The organism is Clostridium grantii DSM 8605, from assembly GCF_900129965.1.
Taxonomy (GTDB): domain Bacteria; phylum Bacillota; class Clostridia; order Clostridiales; family Clostridiaceae; genus Clostridium_AF; species Clostridium_AF grantii.
Genome location: NZ_FQXM01000004.1, coordinates 260,939 through 285,927, shown reverse-complemented (window position 1 = coordinate 285,927; position 24,989 = coordinate 260,939). Strand labels below are relative to the sequence as shown.

Annotated in this window: 22 protein-coding genes; 20 read left to right on the top strand and 2 right to left on the bottom strand. The window is 29.4% G+C overall.

Going from position 1 to position 24,989, the window contains the following annotated elements; all coding sequences use genetic code 11:
• Positions 1 to 223: 223 nt before the first annotated feature.
• Genes BUB83_RS05045 through BUB83_RS05020 form a run of 6 tightly spaced genes read left to right on the top strand, consistent with a single transcriptional unit; the run spans position 224 to position 4,837 of the window.
• The gene (locus BUB83_RS05045; protein ID WP_073337357.1) at positions 224 to 1,207 is read left to right on the top strand and encodes a helix-turn-helix transcriptional regulator; all 984 of its coding nucleotides are present in this window, start codon (positions 224 to 226) and stop codon (positions 1,205 to 1,207) included.
• Positions 1,208 to 1,223: 16 nt separating this feature from the next.
• Positions 1,224 to 2,789 carry a hypothetical protein gene (locus tag BUB83_RS05040; RefSeq protein ID WP_073337356.1) on the top strand — a complete coding sequence of 522 codons (1,566 nt, stop codon included), beginning with the start codon at positions 1,224 to 1,226 and terminating at the stop codon, positions 2,787 to 2,789.
• A 29-nt stretch (positions 2,790 to 2,818) separates the two neighbouring features.
• Entirely contained in the window at positions 2,819 to 3,844 is a 1,026-nt protein-coding gene (locus BUB83_RS05035; protein ID WP_073337355.1) for a hypothetical protein, read from the top strand.
• Between the two features lie 59 nt (positions 3,845 to 3,903).
• Positions 3,904 to 4,116: a YkgJ family cysteine cluster protein gene (locus BUB83_RS05030; protein WP_242950628.1), complete on the top strand. Its 213-nt coding sequence runs from the start codon at positions 3,904 to 3,906 to the stop codon at positions 4,114 to 4,116.
• Complete coding sequence (locus BUB83_RS05025; RefSeq protein WP_073337353.1) at positions 4,109 to 4,579, top strand: hypothetical protein; 471 nt, start codon at positions 4,109 to 4,111, stop codon at positions 4,577 to 4,579. The genes BUB83_RS05030 and BUB83_RS05025 overlap by 8 nt, the downstream gene beginning before the upstream one ends.
• Positions 4,580 to 4,600: 21 nt before the next feature.
• The gene (locus BUB83_RS05020) at positions 4,601 to 4,837 is read left to right on the top strand and encodes a hypothetical protein (protein WP_073337352.1); all 237 of its coding nucleotides are present in this window, start codon (positions 4,601 to 4,603) and stop codon (positions 4,835 to 4,837) included.
• A 603-nt stretch (positions 4,838 to 5,440) separates the two neighbouring features.
• Here the strand turns inward: BUB83_RS05020 and BUB83_RS05010 are convergent.
• Together BUB83_RS05010 and BUB83_RS05005 are read right to left on the bottom strand one after the other, a co-directional pair.
• Positions 5,441 to 5,869 carry a DUF3021 domain-containing protein gene (locus tag BUB83_RS05010; RefSeq protein WP_073337350.1) on the bottom strand — a complete coding sequence of 143 codons (429 nt, stop codon included), beginning with the start codon at positions 5,867 to 5,869 and terminating at the stop codon, positions 5,441 to 5,443.
• A gap of 16 nt (positions 5,870 to 5,885) precedes the next feature.
• Positions 5,886 to 6,326: a LytTR family DNA-binding domain-containing protein gene (locus BUB83_RS05005; protein ID WP_073337349.1), complete on the bottom strand. Its 441-nt coding sequence runs from the start codon at positions 6,324 to 6,326 to the stop codon at positions 5,886 to 5,888.
• A 203-nt stretch (positions 6,327 to 6,529) separates the two neighbouring features.
• Here BUB83_RS05005 and BUB83_RS05000 point away from each other — a divergent pair, with 203 nt between their 5' ends.
• From BUB83_RS05000 to BUB83_RS04935, 14 genes are all read left to right on the top strand, one after another.
• Positions 6,530 to 8,881, top strand: coding sequence for a U32 family peptidase (locus BUB83_RS05000; RefSeq protein WP_073337348.1), 2,352 nt, complete (start codon positions 6,530 to 6,532; stop codon positions 8,879 to 8,881).
• Between the two features lie 23 nt (positions 8,882 to 8,904).
• Positions 8,905 to 11,262, top strand: coding sequence for an endonuclease MutS2 (locus tag BUB83_RS04995; protein WP_073337347.1), 2,358 nt, complete (start codon positions 8,905 to 8,907; stop codon positions 11,260 to 11,262).
• 263 nt (positions 11,263 to 11,525) lie between these two features.
• Positions 11,526 to 11,972: a 2-thiouracil desulfurase family protein gene (locus BUB83_RS04990; protein ID WP_073337375.1), complete on the top strand. Its 447-nt coding sequence runs from the start codon at positions 11,526 to 11,528 to the stop codon at positions 11,970 to 11,972.
• Between the two features lie 40 nt (positions 11,973 to 12,012).
• Positions 12,013 to 13,032 (top strand): alpha-hydroxy-acid oxidizing protein, encoded by a 1,020-nt coding sequence (locus BUB83_RS04985; protein ID WP_073337346.1) that lies wholly within the window; start codon positions 12,013 to 12,015, stop codon positions 13,030 to 13,032.
• 56 nt (positions 13,033 to 13,088) lie between these two features.
• Complete coding sequence (locus BUB83_RS04980) at positions 13,089 to 13,727, top strand: 50S ribosomal protein L25 (protein WP_073337345.1); 639 nt, start codon at positions 13,089 to 13,091, stop codon at positions 13,725 to 13,727.
• A gap of 108 nt (positions 13,728 to 13,835) precedes the next feature.
• The gene (locus BUB83_RS04975) at positions 13,836 to 15,569 is read left to right on the top strand and encodes a phospho-sugar mutase (protein WP_073337344.1); all 1,734 of its coding nucleotides are present in this window, start codon (positions 13,836 to 13,838) and stop codon (positions 15,567 to 15,569) included.
• A 141-nt stretch (positions 15,570 to 15,710) separates the two neighbouring features.
• A complete protein-coding gene (locus BUB83_RS04970) occupies positions 15,711 to 16,784 on the top strand; it encodes a tetratricopeptide repeat protein (protein WP_073337343.1) in 1,074 nt (357 codons plus the stop codon).
• Between the two features lie 35 nt (positions 16,785 to 16,819).
• On the top strand, positions 16,820 to 17,920 hold the full coding sequence (locus tag BUB83_RS04965; RefSeq protein ID WP_073337342.1) for a DegT/DnrJ/EryC1/StrS family aminotransferase: 1,101 nt from the start codon (positions 16,820 to 16,822) through the stop codon (positions 17,918 to 17,920).
• A gap of 20 nt (positions 17,921 to 17,940) precedes the next feature.
• Positions 17,941 to 19,137, top strand: coding sequence for a glycosyltransferase (locus BUB83_RS04960; protein ID WP_073337341.1), 1,197 nt, complete (start codon positions 17,941 to 17,943; stop codon positions 19,135 to 19,137).
• Between the two features lie 78 nt (positions 19,138 to 19,215).
• Positions 19,216 to 20,529, top strand: coding sequence for a nucleotide sugar dehydrogenase (locus tag BUB83_RS04955; RefSeq protein WP_073337340.1), 1,314 nt, complete (start codon positions 19,216 to 19,218; stop codon positions 20,527 to 20,529).
• A 12-nt stretch (positions 20,530 to 20,541) separates the two neighbouring features.
• The gene (locus BUB83_RS04950; protein ID WP_073337339.1) at positions 20,542 to 21,654 is read left to right on the top strand and encodes a Gfo/Idh/MocA family protein; all 1,113 of its coding nucleotides are present in this window, start codon (positions 20,542 to 20,544) and stop codon (positions 21,652 to 21,654) included.
• 48 nt (positions 21,655 to 21,702) lie between these two features.
• The gene (locus tag BUB83_RS04945; RefSeq protein WP_073337338.1) at positions 21,703 to 22,443 is read left to right on the top strand and encodes an N-acetyltransferase; all 741 of its coding nucleotides are present in this window, start codon (positions 21,703 to 21,705) and stop codon (positions 22,441 to 22,443) included.
• 37 nt (positions 22,444 to 22,480) lie between these two features.
• Positions 22,481 to 23,587, top strand: a complete 1,107-nt coding sequence (locus BUB83_RS04940; RefSeq protein ID WP_073337337.1) for a glycosyltransferase family 4 protein — start codon at positions 22,481 to 22,483, stop codon at positions 23,585 to 23,587.
• A 24-nt stretch (positions 23,588 to 23,611) separates the two neighbouring features.
• Positions 23,612 to 24,961 carry an ABC transporter substrate-binding protein gene (locus tag BUB83_RS04935; protein ID WP_073337336.1) on the top strand — a complete coding sequence of 450 codons (1,350 nt, stop codon included), beginning with the start codon at positions 23,612 to 23,614 and terminating at the stop codon, positions 24,959 to 24,961.
• Positions 24,962 to 24,989 lie beyond the last annotated feature (28 nt).

Here is a 24,989-nt window from a genome sequence, read left to right as displayed (position 1 = left end):
AGCCAGTTAAAGAGATGCGTGAATTTCTTTAACTGGCTTTTTTGTTTTGTCGAAAAACAACTAGTTTTGTAGAAGGTATAGAAAAACAGATTTTAATTATGTACAATTATACTATTTAATAGATTTTATTGTTAAAGATAGTATAAAAAAGAATAATAATTTAAATATGGACATTATGTGTCTATCTAAATACTTATAATAAAGATAGATAGTGGTGATAAAGATGATTATTGATAAGGATACAAAAGTTAACCGTGTATTAACAATATACTCAAAATTAGTTAGAGGAGATGTTGTTAAGAAAAAAGAGATGAGTGAATTATTTAAGGTGAATAAGAAAACCATTCAGAGGGATTTAGAAGATATAAGAGCTTATTTTAGTGAGAACAGAGAACGCTTTGGGACTATGGAAGTTGTATATAGGCATGATAGGAAGGGTTATAGCCTCAATAATAGGGAAGATGTTCTTTCTAAAGAAAGTATTCTTGCTATAACAAAAATATTACTTGAGAGTAGAGCCTTTTGTAAGGAAGAAATAAATAGTCTAGCTAACTCCATATTAAGACAAGCCGGTACTAAGCAAAGAAAGTATGTTCAAGAGATAATCGGTAATGAACTATTAAATTATGTCCCTTTGGAGCATAATGAATTACTCTTATCAAAAATATGGGATTTAAGCGAATTAATAAGGAATAAAGAAGTAACGCAAATAATCTATAATAAAATTAGTGGTGTGGAAGTGAAAAGAATAGTTAAACCAGTAGCAATTATTTTTTCGGAATACTATTTTTATTTAATTGCCTATTTTAAAGATTTTGATTCACCAACTGTATTTAGAATTGATAGGATTAAAGAATATAAAGAATTAGGAGAAAAATTCTTTATACCAAGCGTAGGAAGATTTGAAGATGGGGAATTTAGAAAAAGAGTTCAATTTATGTATGCAGGTAAACTTATGAAAATAAAATTTGAGTATACGGGTGCTTCAATAGATGCAGTATTGGATAGGTTGCCTACAGCAAGGATTATAGAATCGGTAGAAGGGAAATTTACTATAGAAGCTGAGGTTTATGGTAAGGGAATAAAAATGTGGTTATTAAGTCAGGGGAAGAATATCAGAGTAATCTCACCAGTTGAACTATACGAGGAGATATTAAATGAAATTGATCAAATCAAAAGATTGTATGAGATAAATTATGGATTGTGAATGAAAGGGATTATCAATGAGTGATAAAGATAAGAAAAATGAACACAGTGGATTTATTGATTCTGTTATAGGGGCAACAACAACTGAAAATGTCGGGAGATATGGCAGAGCATCAGCTGAGTATATTAAGGGTTACAACGGAACTATTTCTAATGAAGGGGATATAATTAAGAAGGGTCTTAAACAAGTAGCAGAATCTAAAGTCAATCCTAATTTTGAATATCAAAATCTTAAACAACAAGCAGGATTTGCTGCAGAAATTAACTATGTTGATAAAATTAATGCAGATAATATAATAAACAGAACGAATATTCGAGTAAGTAGATCGAATGATGTTGGACTTGGAAATCACACTCAGTTTGACATTTTAGCGGTTGATATAGAAGGAAATCCTATATTGAATTCAGATCAACCTCTTTGGAGTGCACAAATGAAATTTTGTGGAGGTTATCAAACTCAAGAACAAATACAAAATAGTTCAGAAAAACTTGTTGGAAAGTTAGCAAGTGAAGAGTGGGATAGATATAGAGGTAATAAAGTACTTGTTCCTTCTGAACAATGTGAATTAGCAAAAAAATATGCACAAGAAGAATCAGAAAAATTACTTTCTAAAGCTAATGAATTTCATGCAAATGGAAATATAGAAAAAGCTAAAATACTTGAGGATAAAGCACAAAAATATAGTCAAGCAGCAAAAGACATTACAGATAGTGGGATAACTTCTCAAGAAGCAATGTTTTTAAGAGAAAACCCTAAATTGGCTACTGCTAAATATGTTGCTAAAACAGCACATCATTCTGGTGTAGAGCAAGCTAAAGCGGCTGCGGTTATGTCATCAGCAATTTCTACTTCAAGAAATATTGTTTGCATAATGAGAGGAGAAAAAGAAGTTAAGGATGCATTAAAAGATGTTGCTGTAGATACAGCAGCAGGAAGTTCAACAGCTTATATTATTGGTGCAAGTGATACAGCAATAAGGGGATTTATGGCTTCAAGTAAGAATAGTGTTTTTGTGAATTTATCAAAGACTAATTTGCCCGCAACAATTGCTACAGTAGGAGTTCAAGTAGGAAAATCTTTAATAAGATATGCAAATGGAGAGATAGATGGGGTTCAATTAGTTGAAGAGTTGGGTGAAAAAGGAACAGGAATGTTTGCAGCAAGTTGGGGGGCTGCAATAGGTACGGCTATATTTCCAGGAGTAGGAACAGCTATTGGAGGTATGATTGGATATATGACTAGTTCAGCAATATATGGGACATCTATGCGAGTCTTAAAGGAAGAACATTTATCAGCAGAACGTACAGAAAAAATACATGCGATTACATTAGCAGCTATTGAATCAATGAATGCTCAACGAAATGAACTTATAGTGAGTATTAATAAATTTTATACTAACAGAAAACGTGTATTTAAAGAAAGTTTTGATGCTATAGATTTAGCTATAGAATCTAATGACCTAGATAAATTTACAGAGGGATTAAATAATATTACATTAGAGATGGGAAAAATATTACAATTTAAAAACTTTGATGAGTTTAATAATTTTATGTTAGATAAAAATATGGTACTAGAATTTTAGAAAAATATGCAGAGGGAGAGATGATATTTATGCCAATACCATTTATTATAGGAGGAATTGCAGCAGCAGTTGCTGCAAAAGGAGTTAAAGATGGAGTTGAAGCAAAACAAAATATGAACGAAGCTAAAGAGATAAATGAAGCTGCAAATGCTATGGCTAAGGAAGCAGAAGAATTTATAGAAATGGCTAAAAATAAAACCAAAGGTGCTATAGAAACCTTAGGATATGAAAAAGTAAGAATACTAACCACATCTATAAGTGACTTTGTAACTAATTTTGAAAGGATAAAAAATATTAATCTTAAAAACAGTGAAGGAATTAATGAATTGAAAAATTTCAATCCATCAAGTGATAGCTTTAAGCAGTTGAAGGAGGCTGCTTTTGAAGCAAAAAAGATTGCTGTTAATGGACTTGCAGCAGTTGGATCGGGGGCATTACTTGCATATGGGACATATAGCGTTGTAATGAGTGGATTAGGAGGATTAATTGTAACTGCTACAACAGGAACTGCACTAGGAGCACTTTCAGGAGCAGCAGCTGTTAATGCTACACTTGCTTGGTTAGGTGGAGGTGCTTTGGCAGCTGGTGGGTATGGAATGATGGGAGGTATGATTGTTCTAGGTGGTCTAGTTGTAGGTCCGGCACTAGCAATTGGTGGCAGCATATTTGCGAGTCAATCGAGAAAAGCCTTGAATGATTCTTATGGCAATTATGATAAGGCAAAGGCATTCAAAGTTCAAGCAAAAAATATTGGAGTAGCATTAAAGTCAATTTTTACGCGCTCAAACCAACTAACGGAGGTTTTGCAAAAACTGGATTCATATTTTGTTGATTATGTATCTAAACTAATAATCATATTGAATCATAGTGGTATTAATTGGAACAATTACAGCTTAGCTGAGCAGCAAGACATATATAAATGTGTACAAATAGCTCAGACTATAAAAGCTATCCTAGACACCTCATTATTAAAAGAAAATGGAGAGTTGGATGAAGCAACAAATAGTATGTTAGACAATGGAAATAAATATTTACAAATGCTTAAGCAAATCTAGGCTTCATGTTTAAATGCATAAAGTGTGGTGCGTGTTGTAGAGTTGTAGGGAAAAATGAAATGTATAGACAATTAGACAGAGGTGATGGTTGTTGTAAATACATTAACTTAGATACGAATGAATGTAGTATATATAGTAAAAGACCTTTACTTTGCAGAGTTGATGAGGCTTATAAAGTAATATTTTCGACGGAGTTAAGTTTAGAAGAATATTATAGACTGAATTATGAAGCTTGTAAATTATTAAGAAATGGAGTTGAAAGCAATGGATGATAAAAAACAAAAAATGATACAAAAGGAAGAAGAAATAACAAATGGTTCTGGTATTTGGAGAGGATATTTGATTGGTAATGATCCAAGTAATGAATATTCAGTTAAATACCTAGGGAGAGCAGCTGAAAAAATATGTGATAATAGAGTAAAATGGAGAGACATAATAATTTTATATAGTGATAGTTCTTTTGGGGAAGGTAAATCAGGATTTGTTCTATCTACTGATGGTATATACGTAAAATCTTTATTAAACAAAAATTCTAAGTTCAGTATTCCATATTCTGATATTGATTTTGTATATCATGATACATCAGAGAGTAAGCCTATACTTAAAATATATCCTAAATATGATGATTGTAAAATTATTGACCATCCATGGTTTAATTTAGAGGTTCTATGTGAATTGATTGATGCAATTAAAGAAATAGCAGATGAACACGATGATATCAAATTAGAGTGGTAAAATTGAAAGGTGGATAAGTGTATGGCTAATATTACATACATTGGATTTGATGATTACTCGCAAAGATATAGTTATGAAATCACATTTAATAGTGAATTTGATAGAATTAAATTTCAAAATAAATTCAATATGAATTTTAGAGGAAGTGAAGTTCAAGCAGAAATAGATAAATTTCAAGTATGTACGGAGAAGGTTGTATTTACTGATGAGAGTTATAAAGATAAAATCAGGTCGATTATAGAAAGGATGTTAATATGAGGAGATGCTCAATCTAATTGGTATAATGTTAGCATTATTATTTAAGATAATTGCACTTCCTTTTAAATTGATTCGAATATTGTTTTCGAGTGCATTAAATGGATTTGGTAAAGTATTTATGGTAGCATTAACGCTAATTGTTTGTTTTAATATATCTCTAATAGGAATACCAGTAGCAATATCTTTATTTAATAGGGAATGAAATAAAAATATTAAAAAAGTAATATTAAAAATTGAAATAGTAAGTTGTAAATATTGCGTAAAAGTATAAACTTATACAATCCCACGACCCCCCTAAGCTAAGGAGGTCGTTTTTTTGCTCAAACCCAATTCTAACGCGTATTAGTATCATGATTTTATCAGAACACACGTGGAGTTTATTATGGGGATATAAATAAAACTGGATAGAAGAAACTGATTTAAATCTTTTGAGAGGCATTCATGATAATGTTATAAATTTTATATTATTGATTACTAACAGATATAAATTGTGTCTACAAAGATGGTTTATAATAAGAAAATAGGCTATAATTAAATATAAGTAGCATTATAAATAACACCACATTATATAGTTGAACTGGGATACCTATAATAAGATTTTAATTATGATTCTTTTCGAAGTTTTAATTTTGTATTTATTTCTTCCACATCTTTTTTCCATTGAAAATAACATATTAACCAAATGGTTGAATATATACTAATAAAAATAACCATGGTAGATATAATTACAGTTATATCACTTCTGAACCAACCAGCCCAATTTGCGCAGGGGATATAAACAAGTAACAATACAAGAAAGTGTATTATTGTAGCTTTAAATATTCCCAATTTTTCGTATTGAAATAAAATGTTTAATGCACCAAAAACAAATCCAATAATAGTAGCGGCAACATACTGAGATATAAGAAATTCTTTACTGAAAGAAACAACTTCCTTTGAAAAAAACATCATTATAACGCCCAAGGATTCTATAATAAAAACACCTATAACTGAGCCTTGAAAACCTCTTTTTATTATTTCTTTAATTAACATAATTAACACTCCTTTTTTATAGATTTAAAAATTCCTTTATCTTTTTAACATATCGCCTAGAGGAATATTGTATATCTCCATTAATAAATTTAATGCAAAATGTACCATTAAAAGACATTTCTAGATTATTTATTTTATCAATATTAGCAATAATTGAATTAGAGATTCTTATTAAATTTGTACCATCCATTTGTTCCTCAATTTCATATAACTTTAATTTGACTTGCAAAACCTGGTTCTTAGTTTTTACCATTACTCTTTGCCCTTCTGTATAGAAATAGAAAATATCATCTGGATTTAATAAGTAAATTTGTTGGTCTTTTGTACCTTTGTAGGTAACATGCTTATTTGAATTTATAAAATTGATTATTTTTTCCACTTCCCTAGTAATTCTATTTGTAATTATGATAAATTTAGATTCTGTTGAATTTTTATCTATTTGTAGCTCAACTTTCAACTTAATAACCTCCAAAAATAGATTTTTTAATGATTGAAGTACTTGTATATATTTAGTATAAAATAATTTATCTTTAAAGGCCAGTGGTTATACACAGATGGTAGTAATTCATATATAAGTGGATTTTTTTTATAGATATCTGATATAATAAAAGGAAAGAAGAAAATTTACGTAAGTGGAAAAGTTAATTTAAGGAGAAATATATGAAAAAAATCGAATTACTAGCGCCGGCAGGTAGCTTAGAGAGTTTATATGCCGCTGTTTCAAATGGTGCGGATGCTGTTTATTTGGGCGGAGACAAGTTTTCAGCTAGAGCATACGCAACAAATTTTAATGAAGAAAAACTAAAAGAAGCTGTTGAATATTGTCATTTATATAATGTGAAAATTTATGTAACTGTTAATACATTAATCAAAGATAAAGAAATTGAGGAGTCCCTTGAATTTATTCATTTCCTTCATAGCATTAATGTGGATGCAATAATAATACAAGATACAGGACTTGCTTTTTTGAGTAGAAATTTATTTCCTGATTTAGAAATTCATGCTTCTACTCAAATGACAATTCATAATGTAGAGGGTGCAAGATTACTGAAGGAAAAAGGTTTTTCAAGAGTTGTTCTTGCAAGAGAATTATCAGTAGAAGAAATTGAAGAAATTTCAACAAAAGCAGAAGTAGAGACGGAAGTATTTATCCATGGAGCCCTTTGCATAAGTTACTCTGGTCAATGCTTAATGAGTTCTTTAATAGGTGGAAGAAGTGGGAATCGTGGAACTTGTGCGCAACCTTGCAGGCTACCTTATGAATTGATTAATAAAGATAAAAATATATCTAAAAAAGGGTATTTGCTAAGTCCTAAAGATGTTTGTACTCTTTCAAATATTGATGAAATAATAAAAACTGGTACAGCTTCCTTGAAAATTGAAGGAAGAATGAAAAGACCAGAATATGTAGCAGGGGTAGTTTCAGCATATAGGAAAGCTATTGATAGTTACTATGATAATGAAACCTTTGATTTAAAGGATGAAAAAGAAAGATTAAATCAATTATTCAATAGAGAAGGTTTTTCACAGGCTTTTTTATTTGGCAACAAAGGTAAAGAAATGATGGCTTTAAATTATCCTAAAAATACAGGAGTTTTTATTGGAAAGACCAATGAGGATTATACATTGACTTTAACTGAAAATCTAAATAGATTAGATGGAGTTAGGACAAATAAAAAAGGATTTATCGTTGAGAAAATCTTCAAGAATGGAATAGAGGTAGAAGAAGCTAAAAAAGGGGAAACTGTTGTTATTAGACCTAGTAATTACTCGAAAAATGAAAATATATTTAAAACATTTGATACAATTTTAATGGCTGAATTACAACAATCTTTTAATGATAAATTTATAAGAAAAATTCCAGTAAAGTTAGAAGTGGAATTTAAAGTAGGAGAACCTATTAAAGTTAGCTGTGTTTATGAAGGAAAAACTATTTCTGTTTATGGAGAAAAGGTACAATGCCCTATTAACAAGCCTTTAGATAAAAGTAGAATAGAGAAAAGTTTATCTAAAGCGGGAAATACACCTTTTGTAATTAAAGAAATTTATTTTGCTCAATACGAAGAAGGGTTTTCACCAGTTTCTTTGATTAATGAGCTTAGAAGAAATTTATTAGATAAATTAATTGATAATACTAATAGTAGTGAAACTATATATGATATAAAAGAAAAATTAAAACAATTTAAAGAATTAGACCTGGAAGTGAAGAATAGTTCTTTAAACAATACAACTTTTATCACTGTGATTAACAAAGAACAGTTGAAAGCTGCTGAGAATAATGGATTTGATAATATTGTTGTTGACTATTTTATGAGGGACTGCGATTTGAACCTAACTGATTTAGGTGATATTAATTTCTATTTGAGAGTTCCATCAATAGTTAAACAAGAATTCAATCATATATGTAAGATTATTGATAATAATTTGAAACATCTTAAAGGTATAGTTACTAGTAATTTGGGTATTATCAAGAAATATGGTAAAGAAATTACTATATTAGGGGATTATAAGTTAAATTGTTTTAATGGCTATTCTCCTGCTTTTTATAAGGACTATTTAGAAACATCTTTTATAAGTTTGGAATTAAATAAAAGTGAAATTAGTGAGTTCACTAAAAAGAATCCTAATACTATGGGCATGATAGTTTATGGTAAAAGTGAAATGATGATAAAGGAATATTGTCCTGTAGGTAGCTTATTTGGACAGAAAAAGGATAACTATTGTACAAATGCTTGTAGTGAAGGAAAGTATGTTTTAAAAGATAGAAAAGATAATGAATTCCCTATTGTTATGGATAAGTTTTGTAGAAGTCATATTTTAAATGTAAGTGCCACAAATCTTATACCTAATTTAGAAGAAATCAAAAGAATTAATATTTCAATTCTAAGATTAGATTTTACAGATGAAAGCTTTGAAGAAACTAATAAAATTTTACAAGCGTATAAAGAGAAAAGTTTCCAAAGTGAATTTGGTAATTATACAAGGGGTCATTTCAAAAGAGGTGTAGAATAAAGAAAGTTAGAAGGTGAATAGATATGAATGAAAGAGCTTTAAGAGTTTTAGAATTTGACAAAATAAAAGAACATATGAAAAAATATGCAGTATCAAAAGCAGGTAAAGATTATATTGGGGAATTAAAACCCTATGAAAATTCATATTTGGTAAAAGAACATTTAGATGAAACAGAGGAAGCTTATAATATTTTATTTAAAAAAGGAGCACCTCCTTTTAGTGGGTTATATGATGTAAGAGAAACTTTGGTGAAAGCTTCCAAAGGAATGACTTTACTTCCAGGGGAATTATTAAGATCTGCCAATTTATTAAGATGTGCAAGAAATATAAAATCCTTTATCTTTTCTAAAGAAGAAGGGGAGAAATATAGAATATTAGAAAATCTTACAATGGGCATTGTTAGTTTAAAACATATAGAAGATGAAATTTATAATGCTATCATTGGGGAAGATGAGATTTCTGATAAAGCAAGTAAAGATTTATTTTTAATTAGAAGAAGTATAAAAGAAAAAAATGCCTCAATTAAAGGTAAGATTAATTCATTAATAAAATCCTATTCTCAATATCTTCAAGAAGATATATACACTGTAAGAGGTGATAGATATGTGCTTCCTGTCAAGATAGAGTATAAAGGTCAAGTACAAGGATTAGTACATGACCAAAGTTCTTCAGGAGCTACTTTGTTTATAGAGCCTATAAGTTTAGTTACATTAAATAATGAAATAAGAGAAATGAAATTAAAAGAAAAAGCTGAAATTGAAAAAATATTAAGTGTTTTATCTTTAAAAATTCAGGATAATATTGATTTGATAAAAGTTAATGCAAAAATAATATGGGAAGTGGACTTTATTTTTGCAAAAGGAAAATATGCATATGATTTAAATGCATTTAAACCACAAGTTAGAATGGATGGGCGATTTAATTTAATAAGTGCTAAACACCCACTTATAGATCCTAAGGAAGTTGTGGCAAATAACATTTATATTGAGGATGATATCAATGGTGTAATTATTACCGGTCCAAATACAGGAGGTAAAACTGTTACTTTAAAAACTGTTGGACTTCTTCATTTAATGGCTTTAAGTGGGCTTATGATACCAGTTTCTGATGAATCTTCAGTGTCTTTTTATAAAGAAATCTTTGCTGATATTGGTGACGAACAAAGTATAGAGCAAAGTTTATCAACCTTCTCTTCTCATATGACTAATATAGTTAAAATAATTGATGAAGCAGATAAAGATTCTTTGGTATTATTTGATGAGCTTGGAGCTGGAACAGACCCCACAGAGGGAGCTGCCTTAGCCGTATCAATTTTAGAAAATTTAAAGAAAAGAAATTGCAAAATATTTGCTACTACCCATTATAGTGAATTAAAAGCTTATGCAATAAAAATGGATGGTATTGTAAATGCATCTGTGGAATTTAATGTAGAAAGCTTGAGACCAACTTATAAGTTGCTTATAGGAATTCCAGGTAAATCAAATGCTTTTGAAATTTCTAAGAAATTAGGATTGCCAGATTATATTATTGAAGAAGCAAGAAAAGGTATTTCAGAAGAAACATTAAAATTTGAGGATTTAATTCAGGACCTTCAAAGCCAAAGTATTAAATCACAACGAGATGCCATATTTGCGGAGAAAGCAAAAAGAGAGGCTTTAGCTTTAAAAGATAAATATGAAGATAAGCTTAATAATCTTCAAAATGTAAGAGATAGAGAACAAATGAAAGCAAATGAAGAAGCTAAAGAAATAATATTAAAAGCTAAAGAAGAAGCGGACTCAATTCTAAAAGAAATTAGAAAACTTGAGAAAATGGGATATAGCAATGATGTTAGACAAAAGCTAGAAGAAGAAAGATTAAAGCTTAAAAATGAATTAAATAAAAAAGAAAAAGATTTATTAAAAGTAGATGAAGATGGTGAAATTTTAGAAAAGGTGAGAGAAGGAGAAGAAGCATTTCTTCCAAAATTCAATACTAATGTTGTAATTTTATCTAAGCCAGATAACAAAGGTGACTTACAAGTTCAAGCAGGAATAATGAAGATTTCTGTTAATATAAAAGATTTAAGAAAAAACAAATCTAACAAAAAACAAAAGAAAGCTAATGCAAAACGTGAAGCAAAATTAAATATAAGTTCAATTTCCTCTTCAATTGATTTAAGAGGAATGGACTCAGAAGAAGCTTTATACAATTTAGATAAATATTTAGATGATGCTTACTTAGGGGGGCTAGGAGAGGTAACTATAATTCATGGTAAAGGAACAGGTGTTTTGAAAAATGCTGTAACCTTAATGATGAGAAAACACCCTCATGTGAAGAAATCTAGATTAGGTGAATTTGGCGAAGGTGGAGATGGAGTTACGGTAGTGGAGTTTAAGTAATTACTGGTAAATAATAAAGTTAAAAGACGAAGAAACTATTTGTAGGGGCGGGTTTCCATGCCCGCCTTCTGTTTCCCAATAAAATTACAATTACAGTAAAATCGTAATGAAAATATTATACTACCTTCTGTATTTTGTATTTTTTATCAATATTAAATATGTAATTTATAGGCATAGCGGAGCGGCGTGGAAACCGCTCCCTACGAGTTAGTTCATCTTTTTTCTCAATGATGATCAAATATATTTTTAGGGAGTTGATTACTCTGTACTTAATAAGCGCATGTCTCTGCGGTATCGATTGCAAATACAGCGGCGGAAATAATTATAATGATGAAATTTTTCGTATTTTCTCTAGGGGAGAAGGGATTTTAGTTTGTCCAGAAGAATTAGGGGGACTTGCTACTCCAAGAATACCATGTGAAATTGTTGGGGGATCTGGGGAAGAGGTTTTACAAGGAAAGGCTAGGGTTTTGAATTCTGACGGAGTAGATTTAACAAAAGAATTCATTAAGGGAGCAGAAGAAACTTTAAAAATAGCAAAATCTATAGATTGCAAAAAAGTTATTTTAAAAGCTAACAGTCCTTCTTGTGGATTCGGAAGGATTTATTCTGGAAATTTTAATGGTGAGTTGGTTGAAGGTGAAGGAGTAACATCAGCTTTACTTAGAAAAAATGGAGTTATTATTGAGAGTGATAAAAATTATATATAAAAATTAAATAGCTTATAAAAAAAATAAGGGGGTATTAATAATGGATTATAAAGAAATTTTAAAAAATGCTAGAGAAAATTTAAACAACAGTTGTAAAGTATGTCCAGTTTGTAATGGGGTAGCTTGTGCAGGTCAGGTACCTGGTATGGGCGGTAAGGGGAATGCATCTTCTTTTAAAGAAAATATCAATGCTTTAAATGCATACAAATTAAATATGAAAACCATACATAGTGCAAAAGATCCTGATATTTCTGTTGAGTTATTTGGCAAGAAAATGAGTTTGCCGGTTTTTGCCGCACCGGTTTCTGGTACAACCCTTAATATGGGTGGAAAATTTACAGAAGAAGAATATATATCATGGGTTATTAATGGATGTTTAGATGCTGGTATTTACCCTATGGTAGGGGATACTGCTGTAGATTCCTTCTTGATTACTAACCTTGAACAATTAGAAAAATCCGGAGGAAATGGAATAGCTTTTATAAAACCTTGGAAAAATGAAAGTGTAATTGAAAAAATAAAATTATCTGAAAAAGCTGGAGCTTACGCAGTTGGTATGGATATAGATGCTTGTGGGTTAATTACTTTAGCACTTCATGGAAAACCGGTAATGCCTAAAACAGTAGAAGAAATAAAAGAAATTGTTCATAGCACCAACCTACCATTTATTCTTAAAGGAGTTATGACTGTTGAAGATGCAGAATTTGCTGTAGAAGCAGGGGTTTCAGCTATAGTTGTATCTAATCATGGGGGAAGGGTTTTAGAAGAAACGCCAGGAGTAGCACAAGTATTGCCAGAAATTGCTCAAAAAGTTAAAGGAAAAGTAACTATTTTAGCAGATGGTGGAGTTAGAACAGGAGTAGACGTTTTGAAAATGATAGCTCTTGGTGCTGATGGAGTTTTAATTGGAAGACCCTTTGTAACAGCTTCCTTCGGAGGAGAAAGAGAAGGAGTTAAAACTTATATAGAAAAACTTAAAGGGGAATTAAAATCAGCAATGGTTCTTACTGGATGTAATTCTATTGATGAAATAAACTCAAATATATTATATAAATTTTAAAAAGTGTATATTTTCTTTATTTTTGTTAATAATAACAAAAGTAAAGGAGGGTTTATATGGAAACTATTAAATGCGAACAAAGAACTAAAACTGCACATCATAGTGCAAAAAGAGAAAGAAATGATGGTAAGTTACCTGGTATTATATATGGACATGGAAATAAAGGCGTTTTAATTTCTATGGATAAGCAAGAAATTAGTAAAGAAATAGCAACTCAAGGACAGCATGCATTTCTTAAAGTTGATATAAGCGGTGATATTCATACTGCATTCATTAAAGAAATTCAGAAAGAACCTGTTACTCATCAGCTTATACATATAGATTTACAGGAAGTAAGTTCAAAAGATAAAATTCAAACTGAAGTACCTATAGTGATTTCGGGTGAAGGATCTGTAGTAAGTAAAGGTGGAATTCTTCAAAGGGAGCGAGATTCAGTTAAAATAAAATGTACTGCTGATAATATTCCTAAGTCATTTAATGTTGATGCCTCAACATTAAATGTTGGAGATGTTTTTAGGGTGGCTGATTTAGAAGTTGCTGAGGAAATTTCATTTAATTTAGATTTGGATTCTGTTCTTTTTTCTGTTAATTATATCAATAACAAAGTTGAAGAGGAAGTTAATGATACTTCAAAGGAAATAAAAAGTATTGTGAAAGATGAAGAAAAAGCAGTAAAAAAAGAAGAAATGGCTTAAAAATAGCCATTTTTTTCTTTGCTAGAAAATGAATTTTAGAAAAACATTGTATCGTATTACCAATTTATAGTATAATAACTCTATAAAATTTAGATAGGGGGAGAAAAAATGAATTACAAAATGAAATATGAAGAGTGGATTAATTCAAGTTTAATTGATGAGGGTACTAAAAATGAGCTTAAAGCTATTAAGGATGAAAAAGAATTAGAAGATAGATTCTACAAAGATCTTGATTTTGGAACTGGTGGATTAAGAGGGGTTATAGGGGCAGGATCTAATAGGTTGAATATTTATACTGTAAACAAAGCTACACAAGGATTAGCAAATTATTTGTTGGATACATATAAAGATGAAGAAATCTCAGTAAGCATTGCATGCGACTCTAGAAATATGTCAGATGAATTTGCTAAAAGTGCTGCTTTGACTTTATGTGCTAATGGAATAAAAGTAAATTTATTTGAGAGTTTGAGACCAACCCCAGTTTTATCTTATACAGTTAGAGAACTTAAATCTCATGCAGGAATTGTTGTAACAGCATCTCATAACCCTAAACAATATAATGGATATAAAGTTTATGGGAATGATGGCGGACAAGTTACAGATGAAGCGGCTGAAAAAATCATAGGATTTGTAAATGATATAAAAGATTTTTCGGAAATTAAAACAATAGAAGAAAGTGAAGCAAAAGAAAAATCTTTACTTAATATTATTGGAGAAGAAGTAGATAAATTATATATAGATAAAGTAAAAAAACTTTCCATAAGAAAAGATTTAATTGAAAAATCAGCAAAAGATTTAAAAATTATTTATACTCCAATTCATGGTTCAGGTAATGTTCCGGTTAGAAGAGTTTTAAGTGAATTAGGATACGAAAATGTTATAGTAGTAAAGGAACAAGAAATGCCAGATGGTAATTTCCCAACTGCGTCATATCCTAATCCAGAAGAACCACAGGTTTTTAGCATTGCAATGGAAATGGCAAAAGAAATAAAACCTGATATTATATTTGGAACAGATCCGGATTGTGATAGAATTGGTGCAGTTGTACTTGACAGTGCTGGTGAATATAGAGTTTTATCTGGTAACCAAATGGGAGCTTTGCTTACTAACTATATTTTATCTTCATTAACTGAACTTGAAATACTTCCTGAAAACCCAGCAGTTATAAAAACTATTGTAACAACTGAATTAGCTGCAAAGGTTGCTGAAAAGTTTAATGTTGAATTAATTAATGTTCTTACTGGATTTAAATATATAGGTGAGAAGATAAAAGAATTTGAAACTAATAAGGATAAAACTTTCTTATTTGGATTTGAAGAAAGTTATGGATACTTATCCGGAGATTTTGTTAGAGATAAAGATGCAGTTATAGCAGCTATGCTTATTTCTGAAATGACTTTATATTATAAATCTATTGGATTAAGTCTTTATGATGCTTTAATGGATATGTATAAAGAATATGGTTACTATAAAGAAAGCTTAGTTTCAATAAGCCTTGAAGGTAAAGAAGGTCAAGAAAAAATTGCAAATGCACTTCAAAGTTTAAGACACTCAATGAAAGCTAATGTAAACGGAGTAAAAATCACACAAAAAATGGATTATCAAATTTCAGTTGAAAAAGATTTAATTGCAATGACAGAGAATGTAATTAATCTTCCGAAATCTAACGTGTTAAAATTTATTTTAGAGGATGGATCTTGGTTTGTTGTTAGACCTTCTGGTACAGAACCTAAAATGAAAATTTATTTGTCAGTTGTTGGTAAAAGTGAGGAAGATGCTAAAATTAAGACAGAAGAATTCAAAACAAATGTTATGAAAATAATTGAGGAAGCGTTGAATTAATAATTAAATACTATAAATCATTATAGCCGCAAATTTTGCGGCTATAAACTTTTTGTAAAAACTTATTCAATAAACAGACTTTTTGAAGTGAATAAACTATAATGATAAAGAAAAATAAAAGATTTACATTTAGGAGGAAAAATGAGTTTAAAAGCTAAGTTGAAAGAAAAATTAAAAAATGTTTTATTTATTACTTTAGATAATGAAAGAGTAAAATCACTTTTTAATATAGATTTAAAAGAGAATATTTATATGCCCATAGGGACAGAATCCTTAGTAGAAGATATAAATAAAGGAAAGAATATAGATAGAATACCAGTTGGTATTTTCATAGAAGGAATGTTTAAAGTTATAGGTATTGATGAAGAATTTAAATATAATGAAGATTATATTCGATTAATAAGTGCTACACCTAAAAGTATTCCTTTCATTAAGGGTAAAATTGCAGAGTCAGTTAAATTAAACAATCTTGAAGAAGCCTATATATTATTAAATGGATTAATAAAGATTGAAGATTCTAAAGAAAATTATGAAAAGTTATTATCTTTATTAAATACATTAACCATGGAAGACAAAGATTATAAAGAAGAGTTACTAAAATCAATTGAATTGTCAAAACAACATGAAAATTTCTCTATTCCTTATTTATACGAAGCTCAAATAAAAAAAGAAGATAAAAAATACGAAGAAGCTTTATTTTCAATAAACCAATACTTATCTTTGGGTGGAGAAGAAACAAATGAAATATCAGATGTGAAGAATTCATTGAAAAGAATTGTAGAGTATGAAGAAGGAAAACAATTAATTTATGAAGCTCCTAGTGAAGCTTTAAATAAGTTATTAGCTTTAGTCAATGAAATGGCAGATAATGCAAGTATTTTTTATTATATAGCGGTTGCTTATAGAAATTTAGAAAATTATGAAAAAGCTATTTTTTATTTAAATGAAAGTGTGAATTTAGATAGTAATTTTCCAGAAGTATTTAATGAACTAGGTATAAATTATGCAGCAATTTTAGATTATGAAAAAGCTATATATTATTTAAGAAAAGCCTTTGAAGTAACTGGATCTATTGAAATATGTACCAATCTGATTATGTGCTACATAAATTCAGGAGATATGGAAAATGCAAATATTCATTTAAAAATGGCTAAAAAAATTGATTCTAAGGATGAGATTTTAGTTCAAATAGAAAATTATATGAAAAGTTTATAGTATTAAGTTTTAAGAAAGGGAAGATGATTAAAATTATGAAAGTGGATTTATTAGATTTAAAAGCTCAGTACCAAACAATAGAAGAGGAAGTTGATAAAGCAATAAAGGATGTATTAGTGTCTACTCATTTCGTTATGGGACCTAATGTTAAAAAACTAGAAGAAGAGATTGCAGAATTTACTGGAGTTAAATACGGAATAGGCGTAGCAAACGGCACAGATGCTCTTATGTTAACTTTAAAAGCTTATGGAATAAAAGAAAATGATGAAGTTATAACTACTCCATTTACTTTTTTCGCTTCAGCGGAAACAACTTCAGTTGTGGGTGCAACACCTGTTTTTGCAGATATAGATGAAAAAACATTATGTATAGATCCGGATAAAATAGAAGAGAAAATAACTTCAAGAACAAAAGCTATTATACCAGTACATATTTTTGGCCAAATGTGTGATATGGATAGAATAATGGAAATTGCGGAAAAACATAATTTGATTGTTATTGAAGATGCTTGTCAAGCCATAGGAGCAGAATATAAAGGTAAAAAAGCAGGGTCTATAGGTCATGTAGGATGCTATTCCTTTTTCCCAACAAAAAATTTGGGGGGATATGGCGATGGTGGTATGATTGTAACTAATGATTCTGAAATAAATGAAAAACTTAAGCTATTAAGAGTTCATGGAAGTGCTAAAAAGTATGTTCATAGCTTAATAGGACACAACAGCAGGCTTGATGAAATACAAGCGGCAGTATTGAGAGTTAAATTAAAATACATAACAAAATGGAATGACTTAAGAAATGAGAAAGCACAAATATATAATGATTTATTAAAAGAGCAACAGATTCAATTACCTTTTATGAATGAAGATTGTAAACATGTTTATCATATGTATTCAATTCAACATTATGATAGAGATAAAATTATAGAGGAATTAAAGCAAAAAGGTATTTCAACTGGGGTTTATTATCCTATACCAGTTCATTTTCAAGAAGTTTATGAACATTTAAATCATAAAGTGGGCGATTTTCCTGTTGCAGAGGATGCTTGCAAAAAAACTTTTGCTTTACCATTATATCCAGAAATATCCCTTGAACAACAAAAATATGTTGTAGAAGCAATTAAGGAATATTTTAATTAGAAAATAGAAGGGGTCTTTTAATGAAAGTATTAGTTATATCTCATATGTACCCATCTAATTTTAATGAAATAAATGGAATTTTTGTTCATAAATCTGTGCAGGAATTAAAAAAAAATGGATGTGAAATAGTGGTGGTGTCGCCAGTTCCTTTATCTATTTTTCCTTTAAATAAGCTGAGTAAAAAGTGGAATAAATATTCCCTTATCCCTAAAAAAATTATTATGGATGATATAGAAGTTTATTATCCCAGATATGTTACTTTTCCAAAAGGAATTTTATTTGATAAATCTGGTTATTTTATGTATAAAGGCATTCATGGACTTGTGAATAAATTAAATAATAAACATAAATTTGATTTAATTCACTCACATGTGGCGTTACCAGATGGATTTGCTTCTATGATTATTAATAAAAAACTTAAGTTACCTCATGTAGTTACCATTCATGGTCAAGACTTGCAGGTGACTTTAAATAGAGGAAAAAAATATAAAGATAATATTTTTAGAGTATTTAGAAATGTAGATAAAATATTATTAGTTAGTGAAAAACTTAGAAAAGTGATTATAAATGAAGATTTTATTTGCAAAGCTACAGTTATACATAATGGAATTGATATGAAGCAATGTGAATATAAAGGAGAATCCCTTATTCAAAAGCCTAAAAATTCAATTCTTATATTAAGTGTATGTAATTTATATAAATCAAAAGGGACTCATTTAAATATTGAATCTATAGCAAAATTAAAAGATAAGTTCCCGAATATAATATATTGGATTATTGGTGACGGACCAGAGAAAGAAAATTTGAAAAAATTAGTTGCTAGTTTAGGCGTTGATAATCAAGTTAGATTTTTAGGTAAATTAGAGAATAATCAGGTTATGGGTTATTTGGAGATTTGCGATATATTTTCTTTGCCAAGTTGGAAAGAAGGTTTTGGAATAGCTTATTTAGAAGCTATGTATCATGGAAAACCTTCCATTGGAGTTAAGGGGGAAGGCATAGAAGATGCAATTAAACATAAAGAGAATGGAATGCTAGTTTTACCTAGTGATGCTGAAGATTTAAGAGAACAAATAGAATTTTTAATTGAGAATAAAGATGAAGCAGTAAAGATAGGTAATAAAGGCAAAACAACTGTGGAAGAAAATTTCAGTTGGAAAAATAGTGCTGATAAAGTTAAGAATGTTTATGAGCAAATGATGAAAAAAACATCTTAGTAAAAAATGGAATTATATTAGATTAATTGGAGAAAATAATATTACAACAGTGTGAAATTAAATGAGGAGTTGTTTATAATGTTTGATAAAAATATATTATTAAAAAAGATTGAGGATAGAACTGCTGTATTGGGAGTTGTTGGATTAGGTTATGTGGGATTACCTTTATCAGTAGAAAAAGCTAAGGCAGGATATAATGTAATTGGATTTGATATACAAGAAGAAAAAGTTAATATGGTAAATGAAGGCCATAATTATATAGGGGATATTATTGATAAAGATTTAGAAGACTTAGTTAAACAAGGATTATTGAAAGCAACTACGGATTTTTCTTTTGTAAAAGATGTGGATGCAATAGCTATAGCAGTACCTACACCACTTGATAAATTTAAACAACCCGATGTTTCTTATGTAGTTGATTCTACTCGTGAGATTGCTAAATACCTTCATGAAGGCATGTTAGTAGTTTTAGAAAGCACAACTTATCCTGGAACAACTGAAGAGATAATTAAGCCTATATTAGAAGAAACAGGTTTAAAATGTGGAGTTGATTTTTATTTAGCATTTTCTCCAGAGAGAGTAGACCCAGGTAATAAGCAATTTAAAACAAAGAATACCCCTAAAGTAGTGGGTGGATGTACAGAAGAGTGTACTGAAATTGCAGCTGCTTTATATAGAAATGTTTTAGAAGGTGAGATTCATTGTGTATCATCACCAGCGGTAGCTGAAATGGAAAAAATTCTTGAAAATACTTTTAGACATATTAATATAGGTTTAGCTAATGAAATGGCTATTTTATGTAAAAAAATGGGTATAGATATTTGGGAAGTTATTGATGCAGCTAAAACTAAGCCTTATGGCTATATGGCCTTTTATCCAGGTCCTGGACTAGGTGGACATTGCATTCCTTTAGATCCATTTTACTTAACTTATAAAGCTAGAGAATATGATTATCATACAAGACTTATAGAAACAGCAGGCGAAATTAATGATTCAATGCCGCAATTTGTTGTTGATACTATGATGAAATTATTAAATGGGGATAAAAAGGCTTTAAATGGAGCAAAGGTTTTATTGGTTGGTATTGCCTATAAGAAAGATATAGATGATATGAGGGAATCGCCAGCTTTGAAAATTCTTGAGTTATTAGAAGACAGTGGAGCAAGTGTATCATATAATGATCCTTTTGTGCCTAAGTTTAATCATAAAGGAAAAGAATATATATCTGTAGAATGGGAAAATGAGATTGAATCATCAGATATAGTTGTAATAACAACAGATCACTCTCAATATGATTATGAGACAATAGTTGAAAAATCTAAGATTTTTTATGACACAAGAAATGCATCAAAAGATGTTAAAAATAATAGAAGTAAAATTGTTAAATTATAATGAGGTGCTAATATGAATAAATTGAATTTTGCTATTATTGGGTGTGGCAGAATATCTTATAAACACATCGAAGGAATTTTAAAAAACAATCATGACTGCAAGCTTGTTGCTGTATGTGATGTGGATTTGAATAAAGCTACAGATAAGAAAAAGGAATATTGTTCTAAATCTTTAGAAAATCATGAAGTTAATGTTTATGAAGATTACAAAGAAATGCTAGCTAATGAAGACATTCATATTGTAACTATTGCCACAGAAAGCGGATATCACACTGAAATAGCAATAAACTGTATGAATGAAGGAAAGCATGTAATAGTTGAGAAACCAATGGCATTATCTATAGAAGATGCAGATAAAATGATAGCTAAAGCAAAGAAAATGAATGTGAAGTTATGTGTATGCCATCAAAATAGATTTAATAAGCCAATACAAAAACTTAGAAAAGCTATTGAAGAAGAAAGATTTGGAAAATTGATTAATGGAACTGCACGAATTTTATGGAATAGAAATGAGAATTATTATATTCAAGCTCCTTGGAGAGGAACTTGGGAATTAGATGGCGGAACTTTAATGAACCAATGTATCCATGATATTGATTTACTTCAATGGATGATGGCTGGAGAAATTGAAACTGTATTTTCTATGAGTGATACTTATATGAGAAATATTGAAGCAGAAGATTTTGGAGCTATAATGGTAAAGTTTAAGAATGGATCTATTGGAATAATTGAGGGTTCAGCTTGTGTATATCCTAAAAATCTAGAAGAAACATTAAGTATTTTTGGTGAAAAAGGAACAGTAGTTATTGGTGGTTTAGCTGTAAATAGAATTGAAAACTGGAGATTTGCTGATAAATTAGATTCTGAAGAAGAAGTAACAAGTGATTTAGAAGCAGATCCAGACTCTGTTTACGGGGATGGACATAGTCCTTTATTTAAAGATATGATAGAAGCTATAAAAGATAACAGAAGTCCTCTTGTATCAGGTGAAGAAGGAAAGAAAGCAATGTCTATAATTCTTGCGGCTTATAAATCAAGGGTAACAGGAATGCCAGTACAATTTCCTTTTAATGAATTTTCAACCGAAGAAATGAAAAAAGCAATATCTATAGGGATCCCACTGTGAAACTTAGTTTAAATAAAATTATTAAGTATACTATTATGGAGGTTACAAATGAATTATATTTCTGAAAAAGCTGTTTTAGGTAGTAATGTCAGTGTAGGCAAATTTGCAGTAATAGAAGATAATGTGCAAATAGGAGAAAATTGTTTGATTGGAAACAATGTAGTGATTCATTCTGGAAGCAACATTGGCAATAATGTGCGTATAGATGATAATTCAGTAATAGGCAAAAAGCCTATGAGAGCTGTAACCTCAATTTTTAAAGATGATAAAGAGTATGAAGGAGCTTTAATTAAAGACCAGTGTCTTATAGGAGCAGGAGTAATTATTTATTGTGGATGTACTATAGGTAATAATACTTTGGTAGCGGATCAAGCAGTTATAAGAGAAGATGTTTCTATTAAAGAAAAAACTATTATAGGTAAGGGAGCAACCATAGAGAATTTTTGCACAGTTGGTATGAATTGCAAGATACAAACAAATGTATACCTAACAGCTTACTCTGTTGTGGAGGATTATGTATTTATAGGACCTTGTGTGGTTACATCAAATGATAATTATGCAGCAAGATCTAAAGAACGATTCAAGCATTTTAAAGGAGTAACAATAAAAAAAGGTGCAAGAATAGGCGCAGGAGCTGTTATTCTGCCAGGTGTTACTATAAATGAAGATGGTTTTGCAGCAGCTGGAAGTATAGTTACTAAAGATGTGGCAAAAGCTAAAATAGTTAAAGGATCACCGGCAAAATATTTTAGAGATGTACCTGTAGATCAATTATTAGAAAATCAATAGAAAATAGATTCTTATTGAGTTTATTAAAGGAGTAAAGATGAAAATATGTATTTTAACATCTGGACATGATGTTTTTGATAATAGAATTTATTTTAAAGAAATTTTATCTCTTAAAAAAATATATAGTGAGATATATATGGTGGCTCCAGGTGAAAAAGATTTTATCACAGAGCAAGGAATAATTGTTAAATGCTTTAAGAAAAGAAAAGCTTGGTATGATAGATTTAGACCCATGAAAGAAATGTTTGATTTAGCTTTTAATATCAATGCTGATGTATATCATGCACATGAACCAGATTCTTTTCAAGTTGCATTAAAGTTAAAGAAAAGATTAAATTCAAAAGCGATTTTTGATTCTCATGAATATCATCCAGAAGCTTTTGCAGAGCACTTTCCAGTTGGTAAAACATTTGTGACAAAAACAATTTATTTGTATGAAAAAATTATGTGCAAGAAAGCGGATTATATAATTTCGGTAAATGATATTTTGGTGGATAAATTTAAAAGATATAATAAAAATGTTGCTTTAATTCCTAACTATCCTAATATGGAGTCTGTATCAAAAGAATACAGTGAAAAGCCTACATTTATTTATGTGGGTGGTATAAGAGAAGATAGAGGAATTTTGAAAATATTAGAGGCCATAGAGTTGGTTGATAAAGATTATAAATTTGTTTTTGTGGGTGCTTTTGAAACAGAAGAAGTTAAAGTGAAAATAGAAAGTTATTTAAAGAAAAATTTAAATGACAAAGATATTGTTTTTACTGGTAAAGTTCCGCATTTAAAAGTTTTTAGTTACTTAAAAAAATCCGATGTAGGATTTGTGATTCTTCAACCTAACAATTGGAGATACATAAATTCTGAACCTATCAAGTTATTTGAATATATGATTTCGACAACGGCTATTATCGCTAGTGATTTTCCAATGATGAGAAAAATTGTAGAAGATGCACAATGTGGTGTCTTAGTTAATCCCATAGATGAAAAAAGTATTGCTGATGCAATAATATCCTTAGGTGAAAAAAGAGAAAAAACTAAGGAAATGGCTTTTAAAGGCAATGAAGTAGTTGTAAAAAAATATAGTTGGAGTATTGTTGAAAAAACTCTACTAGATGCTTATAGTGAACTGGAAAAAAATATTTAAAAACAAGTTTGGAGTTGTAGTTTCATGAAAAAAACTTATATAAAAAACCTGGTTTGGTTTTTTATAATTGCTGCTGTTTTAATGGCATCAGCTTTTTATAAAATTAAATTAAATAATGAAAAGGTATCTTCAGAAAAAGATTTTGAAGAGAGTGTATTAAATAATAAAAGTATCGTTAGAGTTTGGCTACCAGGTGACAATACTACGTCCACTAGAAGATATCAAATTCAAAAATTCAATCAAAATCATGATGATATATATATTATGTTTAATACCTATGGAAATGATTATAATAATTTATTGGAGTTATCATTAGCCGCCGATAAAGGCCCAGATATAATGGCTTATACATCTTTAGGATTAATAAATAAAGGTCAAATAATGAACTTGGAGAAATCCGGTATAAATCTTGACAATTTCGATCCAGAGAATTTTATATACTTTATAGACACACCTATTGGAGTAAGGATTTTTGAAAACAATGTAAAGTTTATTTGGAATAAAGAGATATTTAAAAAAGCTGGATTAAATCCAGAAAGAGGGCCTAGAACTTGGGATGAAGTAATGTCTTATAGTGAGAAAATAAAAGAATACGATGAAGATATTGTTCCTTTCGCCTTTCCATTTTCAAATTATGAAGACTTTAAGTTATCAGTAGGGGAACCTAGTGTAAGTGCAGGAAGTATATACACTTCCTTTTGGGATTATGAGGACCAAAAGTATGAATTTGAAAATTCAAATAGAATTCTTTCTTTATACAATGAAATGTATTCTTCTAATTTTATAGATGAAGAATTTTTTACTAAAGGAAGAAAAGATTTAAGAAAAGATTTTTATTTTGGTAACACAGCAATGATGATAAGTTCATTTGAAGATAAATGGTATTTCTCTAATGAGATTCCTTTAACTTTTGATTTGGGTATAAGTAATCTTCCGGTTTTTAATTATTATGATGAAGTTAAATATTATTATATGACGGGATCAAATTTTTTATGTATTAATAATGCTATGGTAAGTAAAACAGAAAAAGAACAAAATGCTATAAGAGAAGTATATAATTGGTTTATTTCAGAAGAGGTAAATAGAGAACTTTTATCGAAAAACTTAATTAATTCACCTCTTATCAGTGATACCAGTTTTAAAAATTATGAATATGAAGAATACAATGATAATTATAAATTTAAAGTAGAAACTAAAGATCCATCGATTTTTGTCACAAGTGTAAATAATTCTAAAACACTTGAATTGGCTTCAGAAGCAATTATTGGTGAAAAAACAATTGAAGAGGTCATAGGGATATTAAATGAAAACTTTAAAGAATATTATAATAATATAAGATATGATAAAAATATATTTTCAGAATCTGAGAAATAGAGGGAACAAGCAAGGAGAATTAAATTAT